Origin of the sequence: Nonomuraea sp. NPDC005501, from assembly GCF_040605905.1 — a bacterium.
Classification (GTDB): domain Bacteria; phylum Actinomycetota; class Actinomycetes; order Streptosporangiales; family Streptosporangiaceae; genus Nonomuraea.
The window spans coordinates 1-8,116 of record NZ_JBEXDT010000171.1; the positions used below are offsets into that span (position 1 = coordinate 1).

At 72.6% G+C, this 8,116-nt stretch carries 6 protein-coding genes; 4 read left to right on the forward strand and 2 right to left on the reverse strand.

Features of this window, described 5'->3' with window-relative positions; translation table 11 throughout:
* The first annotated feature begins 47 nt into the window (after nt 1-47).
* Nucleotides 48-1,709: a carbohydrate binding domain-containing protein gene (locus ABZS51_RS41455; protein WP_355453483.1), complete on the forward strand. Its 1,662-nt coding sequence runs from the start codon at nt 48-50 to the stop codon at nt 1,707-1,709.
* 6 nt (nt 1,710-1,715) lie between these two features.
* Here the strand turns inward: ABZS51_RS41455 and ABZS51_RS41460 are convergent, their stop codons facing one another.
* On the reverse strand, nt 1,716-3,335 hold the full coding sequence (locus ABZS51_RS41460) for a molybdopterin-dependent oxidoreductase (RefSeq protein ID WP_355453486.1): 1,620 nt from the start codon (nt 3,333-3,335) through the stop codon (nt 1,716-1,718).
* Nucleotides 3,336-3,450: 115 nt separating this feature from the next.
* Between ABZS51_RS41460 and ABZS51_RS41465 the strand changes: the two genes are divergently transcribed.
* Genes ABZS51_RS41465 through ABZS51_RS41475 form a run of 3 tightly spaced genes read left to right on the forward strand, consistent with a single transcriptional unit; the run spans nt 3,451 to nt 6,512 of the window.
* A complete protein-coding gene (locus tag ABZS51_RS41465) occupies nt 3,451-4,839 on the forward strand; it encodes a hypothetical protein (protein WP_355453489.1) in 1,389 nt (462 codons plus the stop codon).
* A gap of 52 nt (nt 4,840-4,891) precedes the next feature.
* Nucleotides 4,892-5,767, forward strand: a complete 876-nt coding sequence (locus ABZS51_RS41470; RefSeq protein ID WP_355453492.1) for a hypothetical protein — start codon at nt 4,892-4,894, stop codon at nt 5,765-5,767.
* A gap of 43 nt (nt 5,768-5,810) precedes the next feature.
* The gene (locus ABZS51_RS41475) at nt 5,811-6,512 is read left to right on the forward strand and encodes a helix-turn-helix transcriptional regulator (protein WP_355453495.1); all 702 of its coding nucleotides are present in this window, start codon (nt 5,811-5,813) and stop codon (nt 6,510-6,512) included.
* A gap of 18 nt (nt 6,513-6,530) precedes the next feature.
* Here the strand turns inward: ABZS51_RS41475 and ABZS51_RS41480 are convergent, their stop codons facing one another.
* The gene (locus tag ABZS51_RS41480; protein ID WP_355453498.1) at nt 6,531-7,694 is read right to left on the reverse strand and encodes an AI-2E family transporter; all 1,164 of its coding nucleotides are present in this window, start codon (nt 7,692-7,694) and stop codon (nt 6,531-6,533) included.
* Nucleotides 7,695-8,116: the final 422 nt, after the last annotated feature.

The window sequence follows — 8,116 nt, forward strand, 5'->3', positions numbered from 1 at the left end:
CACCGCGCGCACCGCGCGGTGGGGCGCTCCCACGAAAGGACACCCCCATGAAGCTCCGCATCCGGGGACTCGTGGCGGCCGTCGCGCTCGCCACCGGTCTGACGGGCCTCACCGTCCTGAACGCCGCCCCGGCCGCCGCCGCCAACATCCTCCCCAACCCCGGCTTCGAGTCGGACCTCGCCGGCTGGACCTGCTCCGGCACCGCCGCGGCCGCCTCCTCACCCGTCCACGGCGGCGCCCGCGCCCTCCAGGGCACCCCGGCCGGCAGCGACTACGCCCGCTGCGGGCAGACCGTGACCGTCCAGCCCGGCACCACCTACCGCCTGTCCGCCTGGGTCCAGGGTTCGTACGTCTTCCTCGGCGCCACCGGGACGGGCGTGGAGGTCAGCACCTGGGGTGCGCCCGGCTCGCAGTGGGCACAGCTCACGACCTCCTTCACCGCCCCGGCCGGCACCCGTTCCGTGACGGTGTACGTCAACGGCTGGTACGGCCAGTCCGCCTACCTGGCCGACGACGTCGTCCTCGACGGCCCCGGCGGCGCCCCCGACACCCGGCCGCCCACGGTGCCCGCCGGCCTGTCCGCCGCCGGCGCGACCGCTTCCAGCCTCACCCTCTCCTGGAACGCCTCCACCGACGACTCCGGCAGTGTCGCCCGCTACGAGGTCTCCCGCGACAACGGCGCCCCGGCCTCCGTCACGTCCACCACCTACACCGCGACCGGCCTGAGCGCCGACACGGCCTACGGCTTCCGCGTACGCGCCTGCGACGCCGCCGGCAACTGCTCCGCCTACAGCGCCACCGCCACCGCCCGGACGACCGGGACCACGCCGCCGCACACGGGAGCCATCCGGTACGCCCCGTACATCGACATCACCATGACCACGCCCTCCCTGACGGCCGCGGCCTCCGCCACCGGCGTCAAGAACTACACGCTCGCCTTCGTCCTCGGCGACAGCACCGGCTGCAACCCCGCCTGGGGCGGCACGATCCCGCTCGCCGACCCGCGGATCATCGGCGACGTCAAGGCACTCCAGGCCCAGGGCGGCCAGGTCGTCGTGGCCAGCGGCGGCGCGATGGGCCCCTACCTGGAGCACACCTGCGGCAGCCCGGCCGCGCTGCTGACCGCGTACAAGAAGGTGCTCGACACCGTCGGCACCAACCACCTGGACGTCGACGTCGAGGCGTCCATCGACGTGGCCAAGGTCAACACCGCGCTCAGGCAGCTCCAGGCCGAGCGGGGCACGACGGTCGGCTACACGCTGCGGGTGCAGGGCCAGGACTACGGCGTGGACCCGTTCTCGCTGCAGATCCTCCAGGACGCCGCCGCCCGCGGGCTGGAGGTCGTCGTCAACCCGATGCTCATGAACTTCGGCCACACCGGCGACTGGGGCGACGCCATGATCTCGGCGGCCCAGGCCACCCTCGCCCAGATGAGGACCGTCTGGCCGTCCCGGTCCGACGCCCAGCTCAGGCGGATGCTCGGCGTCACCCCGATGATCGGCCGCAACGACACCGGCATGACCACCACCCAGGCCGACGCCCGCGAACTGCGCGACTGGGCCAACGCCAACCACATCGGCTTCATGGGCTTCTGGTCCGCCGGCCGCGACAACGGCGGCTGCCCCGGCGGCGGCGTCTCGCCGACGTGCAGCGGCATCGCCCAGTCGGCCTACGAGTTCACCGGCATCTTCAAAAGTTTCACGGGCTGAGCGAGATCAGGGGATGAACGGAACCAGCGGCAGGTAGGGCACCAGCTCGGTCGGCTTCACCGGCAGCCCAGGCCCGGGCGGCCGGTAGGTCGGCAGCGCCTCCCCGTACTCGTGCATCCACGCGTGGTCCACCATCAGCCGCATCGGCCCCGGCGCGGACGAACTCTCCGCCCGCGCCGGGACCGGGTCCACGCGCCCCACCGCCAGCTTGGCCACCGCGTCGGCCACCAGCCCCGCGTCCGGCAGCGCCACGTCGCACCTGTCGTCCGGTCCGATGAGCAGGTCCAGCTCGGGCGGCACCGGGTAGATCGGCCGCGGCAGCGCCAGCACCCGCGGCGCGGGAGCCATCGGCAGCCCGTCGCGCACCGCCTCCACCAGCACCGACCGCGCCGTGCGCCCGCTCAGCACGCCGTCGGCGAGCGGCCAGCACAGCTTCCCCACGTTCGCGCCGTCCTCGCCCAGGGCATGCAGGCAGAGGTACGGCACCAGCGCAACCTCGTCGCCCCGTCCCTCCTGCGCCCACCCGCGCCCGCACCCGGCCAGCACGAGCAGCGCCAGCATCGCCCGGTACGCGGTGTCGGCGTGCGCCGTCTCCAGCCGCCCCGGCACGATCACGCACCGGCCCCCGGTCCGCTCCGCCGTCGCACCCAGCTCCCGCGCCACCTTGACCGCCCGCGCGGCCGGCACCCCGGTCAGCGGCTCCTGCCAGGCGGGTGTGTACGGCTCGCCCCGGTCGTCGTAGCCGCCCGGCCAGCAGCCCGGCAACCCGTCCCTGGCGACCCCGTACACCGCCAGCAGCAGGTCGAACACGGTCGTCACCAGCAGATCCCCGTACCGCCGCACCGGCACCCCGCGCCGCAGCGCGCCCGGCCCGTCGTCGAAGCGCGGCAGCAGCACCTCCACCGCCTCGCCCCGCGGCCCGCCGTACACGCTGAGCCGGTCCGCGCGCCGCCCGATGCCGCAGCCCGCCACCCACGACCCGCCCACCTCGCGCAGCCGCACGAGACACGGCAGGTCGGTGTGGTCCAGTGCGTGCTCGGCGAACACCGGCCGCTCCACCAGGAACTCGCTGAGCAGCACATGCCCCATCGCCATCGCCAGCGCGCCGTCCGTGCCCGGCCGCACGACCAGGGTCTCGTCCGACAGCCGCGTCGGATGCGGCCCGATCGCGACGACCTTCTGCCCCTTGTACCGCCCGGCGATCACCGACGGCGTGCCGGGCGTGCGGGTCAGCCGGTTGTTCTCACCCCAGAGCATCACGTACGCGACACGCGGCCAGTCGTCCGGCTCCGGACCGCGGAAGCCGGGGCCGAGCACCTGCCGCGGCGCGCTCGGCTGCTCGGTCAGGACCGCGCCGCCCAGCGCGCCCACCAGCCCCGCCAGCGGCGAGGTCGCGAGCGCGGCCACCCGGTCCGCGCCGTGCTCGGCGACCGTGTGCACGATCGCCGCGGCCGTCAGCTCCGCCGCCGTCCCGTCGTCCAGCGGCACGCGCCGGCCGCCCCGGGCGCGACGGTACACCTCAGAATTTGCTGTGAGTTTCGCCCAGGCGGCGACCGGGTCGCGAAGCTCATCTTTCACCTCGAAGTAGAGCCGGGCCAGAGCCCGGTTGACCTGCGATCCCCCCATGGAAAGAGTTCAACACAGACGGTCACGGTCTATCGCGGTACGACCCGCCATGTCGGGGATAAGAATGCCCTCGCAAGTAGCAGCATCCAGGCGAGTACGGCAGGCTAGACCCGCCATGGAATACGCATTTCTCACCGGGACAGTCCTCGTCGCAGGAGTCGTGTTCGCCGTCATCGCCCAGTGGCGTGACTGGCGGCCGCCGATCGTCGTCGCAGTGGTCGTGGGCGTCGCCGTCCGCGTGCTGCTGCTGTTCACCGCGGCGCACGACTCGTGGCAGCCCGTCGACTTCGTCGAGAGCTTCAAGCCCGCGGGCGAGGCCGTGCTCAACGGCCAGGACCCCGTGCTGGCCAGCGAGGGCGGCTGGCACTTCCTGCCGACGATCCCGTACGTCTACGGCATCCTGCTGTGGCTGGGCATCCCGTGGGAGTACGCCGGGCGGCTGGTCACCGTCGTCGCGGACATCGTCCTGATCCCGCTCGTGGCCAAGCTGGCCGGCGGTCCCAAGGCGTCGCTGCGCGCCCTGCAGTACGCGCTCAACCCGCTCGCGCTGCTGGTGGCCTGCATCCATGGCCAGGTCGAGCCGGTGGCGCTGGTCTTCGGCGTGGCCGCGTTCGTGGTGGCGCGCGGGCCGGGCCCGCACGACCGCGCCGGCGTCACCACCCGGGTCGTCGCCCGCGTCCGCCGTGGCGTGACGGCCTACGGCTGGCGCGCCTCCGTGTACCGCGTGCTCGGCCCCGGCGGCATGCTCCGGCGAGCGCTGACGCCCGGCCCGACCGACCGCGCCGACCTCAAGCGGGCCTGCCTGGCGGGCCTGCTCATGGGCCTCGCCCTGTGCGCGAAGAGCTGGCCGATCTGGCTCGTCCCCGGCATGCTGCTGCTCCTGCCGCACCTGCGCGCGCGGGTGGCGGCGCTGTTCATGACCGGCCTGGTGCCGCTGTTCTTCCTGATCACCCTGCCCGTCTTCGCGGGCACGACGCTCCAGCAGATCCCTGAGGTCATCAAGACCATCCAGGACATCCGCCCGATCGTCGGCGAATGGGGCTGGACCCCGTGGTTCACCGGCGGCAACTGGGAGCTGCGGGCCGATCTCGCCAAGTTCGGCACCAACCTCATCTACGCCTGCGTCGTCGGCGTGATCCTCCTCTGGCGGCGGGCCGACCCGATCGACATGACCACGGCCATCCTGCTGATCTTCATGGTCGTCACCCCGCGGCTCGGCGCGCAGTACCTGCTGTGGTTCATGCCGTTCCTGATCGCCCGGCCGACCCGGTTCGCGTGGCCGGCGATCATCGGCGGGTCGGCGTGGGCCGCCTACGGCTACCTGTACATGACCCAGTTCGACGTCGACACCTGGTGGTTCCTGCACTCGCAGTGGTCGCGGGCGTCCATCGTGCTGCTGCCGCTGCTGTTCGTCGCCATGCCGTGGGGCCGCCGCGTCGCGTCCCGCCTGACGGCCGCCCCGGACGAGGCCACAGGCAGGGCCCGCGTCACCTCCGCCGTCTAGGACGTCCGTTTCCCACAAGAGCAGGGCGTGCCGTGCCGGATAGCGTCCGCCCATGGACACGAACACGACAGGCGACGGCATGCTCGCCCGTGCCGCCGCCTACCTGGAGCTCCACGGCAGGCTGATCGACCGGCTGCGCTTCGCCGCACTGTTCGCCGGCGGACCGGCGCGACCGGTGCTGGACGCGCTGCGCTGCTACCAGAACGCCGACGGCGGCTTCGGCAACGCGCTCGAGCCCGACCTGCGCGGCGCCGCCAGCCAGCCCGAGCCGGTCGAGGTGGCCTTCCACATCCTCGACGAGCTGGACGCGTTCGCCGACCCGATGGTGCCCCCGGCGTGCGACTACCTGCTGTCGGTGACGGCGGGGGACGGCGGCGTGCCGTTCGTGCTGCCCAGCGTGCGTGGCATGGCCCGCGCGCCCTGGTGGGAGACCGGCGACGACCCGCCGGGCAACCTCGTGCCGACCGCCTCCATCGCCGCGCTCCTGCACAAGCACCGCGTCCGCCATCCCTGGCTGGAGCCGGCCACCGGGTTCCGCTGGACGCGGATCGCCGCCGTCGAGCGCACCACGCCGTACGAGGCGCGGGCCGTCGTCGCCTTCCTGGAGCAGGCGCCGGACCGCGAGCGGGCGGAGGCCGAGTTCGCCCGGCTGCGGCCCGCCATCCTGGACACCGTCGCCCTCGACCCGGACGCCTCCGGCGAGGCGCACTTCCCGCTGGACTTCGCGCCGTCGCCGCTGCGGCTGCCGCTGTTCGACGCCGGGCTGCTGGACCGGCACCTGGACGCGCTGGCTGCCGCCCAGTCGCCCGAAGGCGGGTGGAACGGCAACTGGACGATGTGGACGCCGCTGGTCGAGCACGAGTGGGGCGGCCACGTGACCGTCGAGCGCCTCAAGACCCTGCGCGCGTACGGCCGCCTGAACGCCTGAGCCCTCACTCCACGCTGTCGGTGCCGTGGCCTAGCGTGGAGGGATGTACGAGGAACGGCCGCCCGCGCCCGGGCTCGCCGGCCGGGTCGTGTGCGAGTGGTCGCACGTCAGCGAGGCCCGAGGCACACAGCTCGTGGTGCCGGACGGCTGCGTCGACCTCATCTGGGGGCCCGGCGGGCTCTTCGTGGCGGGCCCGGACACGGGGCCGATGCCCGCGCCCATGCGCCCCGGCGACAGGTATGCCGGCATCCGGTTCCGGCCGGGCGCGACGGGTGAGGTGTTCGGCGTGCCCGTCCACTGGCTGCGCGACGAGCGCGTCACCCTCGCCTCGCTGGACGCGCCGGCCTGGCGCCCCGTCCTGTCACCGGACTCTCCGCAGAACGCGCTCGCCGATCGCCTGCGCCTCATGCGGGCCGCCGTCACCGCCCGGATCCGGGAGACGGCGCCCGCCGACCCGGCGGCCCCGGCCCTGGTCGCGGCGCTGCGCTCGGGGTCGAGCGTGCGGGAGGCCGCACGGGAGCTCGGCTTCAGCGAGCGGCAGCTCCACCGCAGGAGCGTGGCCGGGTTCGGCTACCCGCCCAAGACGCTCCAGCGCGTCGTGCGGTTCCAGCACGCGCTGCGGCTGGCCCGCTCGGGTGTCGCCCTGGCGGAGGTGGCGGCGGCGTCCGGCTACGCGGACCAGGCCCACCTGTCCCACGACGTCAAGCGGCTGAGCGGCGTCCCGCTGGGCCGCCTCCTCACCTGAGCCCGCCCGGCCCCGGCGTCATCGCCGCCGCTGGACCGGACTTCCGGCGGCCTTGGCGTTCTCGGTCACCGGGTCTCCGGTCGCGGCCGGCGCGCGCGACTCCGTCGGAGGTGGGGTGCCGGGCGGCGCGGCGGCGGGCGGTTCGTCCGGCGGCGTGCCCGACAACAGCGCGGAGGCCCAGGTGGCGCGCGGATCGCTGTCCACCAGCAGGGCCCGCGCGAACAGGCTCAGCGGAATCGCCAGCAGCGCCCCCAGCGGCCCGAGCACGAACGCCCAGAGGATCAGCGACAGGAACGTCATCGTCGTCGACAACCCCACCGCGTCGCCCAGGAACTTCGGCTGGATGAACGACTGGATCACCACGTTGATGACGCAGTACGCGGCGATGACCAGCAGCATCTCCTTGACGCCGCCGTCGAGCAGGGCCAGCAGGGCGGGCGGGATGAGACCGAGGACGAAGCCGACGTTCGGGATGTAGTTCGTGATCAGCGCCAGGACGCCCCACAGCACGGGCAGTGGCACGCCGAGGATCGACAGCGCCGCCGTGTCCAGCACCGCGCAGATCAGTCCGAACACCGTGGAGACGATGAGGTAGCGCCGGGTCTTCTCGGCGAACGTGTCGAGCGCGGCCACCAGCCGGTGCTGGTGGGCGTGCCCGGCGGCCAGGATCCTCGCGGTCACGGGCGCGTCCAGGCACATCGCGAGCAGCAGCACCACGATCAGGAACAGGCTGGACAGGACGCTGACCAGGCTGGACAACAGGCTCTGCACGACGCCCACGACCTTGTCCACGTCGATGGCCTTGACCGCGTCGTTGATCATGCTGTTGCTGACGCCGTGCGCCGCCGCGAAGGCCTCCGCGTCGCTGAGGAGCTTCTGGAACTGCGGGGCGTACGTGGGGAGCAGCGTGGCGAGCTGCGTCACCGAGTACGTCGCGACCGCGACCATGCCGAGAAGGACGAGCACCACGATCAGGAACGGCAGGAGCACCTGCGACCAGCCGGGCGCGCCGCGCCGCTGCAGCCACCGGCGCACCGGCGAGACGGCTATGACGAGGACGAGCGCGAGCACGACCGGGCCGAGGATGGACGCGACCTCACGCATCCCGAACAGGGCGATGACCGCCCCGGCGATTCCCAGCAGGACGATGAGCGCTCTGGGTAGGGCAGGCTGATCGCGCACGTCATGTACCTACCCGGGGCTGGGCGGGAACACCGGAAAGGGCTCGTGAATCCGTTGATTTGACGGTTCGGGAAGCGCTGCATAGAGTTCACCAGTCCCACGAGGACGGCGGTGATCGCCGGCCTCGCTCAGGGCCTCTCCCCAGTCCCATCGCCATCCGGCGGATCACTGTGCGTCTGCACCGTGCCTCTGGACAGCGGCTTTGACATCGGTCAGATGTCGGAGTAGGGTTGGAGAGTTGCCTCGGAGACGGGGCGGGGTCCGAATTCCGGAAGCGCCGAATTTGACAGTAAATCGGGTCGCTGAAAGAATAAAGACACAACGAAGGACCGAAGCGAAAAGCGCCTCTCGCAGTTCCGGGGAGTACGCGTCCGTTTCTTGAGAACTCAACAGTGTGTTAAAAGCCAGTGCATGATGCACAA